The sequence below is a fragment of the Arthrobacter sp. HMWF013 genome, from assembly GCF_003061105.1.
Classification (GTDB): Bacteria; Actinomycetota; Actinomycetes; order Actinomycetales; family Micrococcaceae; genus Arthrobacter.
The window spans coordinates 1-796 of record NZ_QAIQ01000377.1 but is presented as its reverse complement, the minus strand read 5'-3'; the positions used below and the strand labels follow the sequence as shown (position 1 = coordinate 796).

Here is a 796-nt window from a genome sequence, read left to right as displayed (position 1 = left end):
ATGCTTGCGAGGGCGGCAGCTAAAACCGCCACAAGCAGGAACCGGAGCAGCGTGGGAGCCTGGCGCAAAGATCCGCCAGCCGCCTGAGTGCGCCGAACACTAACACTGTGAGCCATGGAATTCCTATCCGTCGGCCGGCGCGCTGCACAAAGGCACCGGACGTCCGCTACGGATGCCCCCAGCAACATTCAGCGTCGTAGATGCATCCTATCCGCGGCCGGACCAGCCCAGAATAAGGACCGGTACCCGAATATCGGCCGGCACTACTTGATTTTCTGCACCCGGTACTTGGTTTGTCTCAATTGTGGAAGGAATAACGAGGGCCGTCTTTTCCGTACATAGGCATTAGGGGCATCGATTAGGGGGTGCCCGGGATTGTTTTGGATGCCCTGAGCAATGACAATGAACCATCTGGGAATTGGCGCTGGCATTCAACCCTGGGGAGCGAAATTGAATAATTATCCATTTTTCCGCGGAGGCGAGCGTGGCAGTAGTGCCAGGACTTCCGTGCTTTTCCTCAAGCGAGGCGTTGATCCCTTGGGTGGTCCGCCTCCGCGCCGGTGGCCCAATCTGCGGCTCCACGCACTTCTGACCGCACTGCTTGTAACGCTGGCATTTTTCGTGGTTCCCGTTGCGGCGTCGGCGGCTGAGGGTGATATCGGGGTTGAGGGTCCGTCGCATTCGGGGACCGGGACGCCGACCGGCACAAAGCGCGCAACGAGTGCGTTGTGGTTCAACGACGGCTTCTGGTGGGGGAACCTGTGGGACACCGCCAGCTCGGATTTCCATATCTTCC

The 796-nt window shown here is 59.4% G+C and carries 1 pseudogene; it reads left to right on the top strand.

Annotation, left to right across the window (positions count from 1 at the left end):
• Positions 1-507: 507 nt before the first annotated feature.
• Positions 508-796, top strand: a pseudogene (locus DBR22_RS24145) (hypothetical protein); the annotation flags it as partial.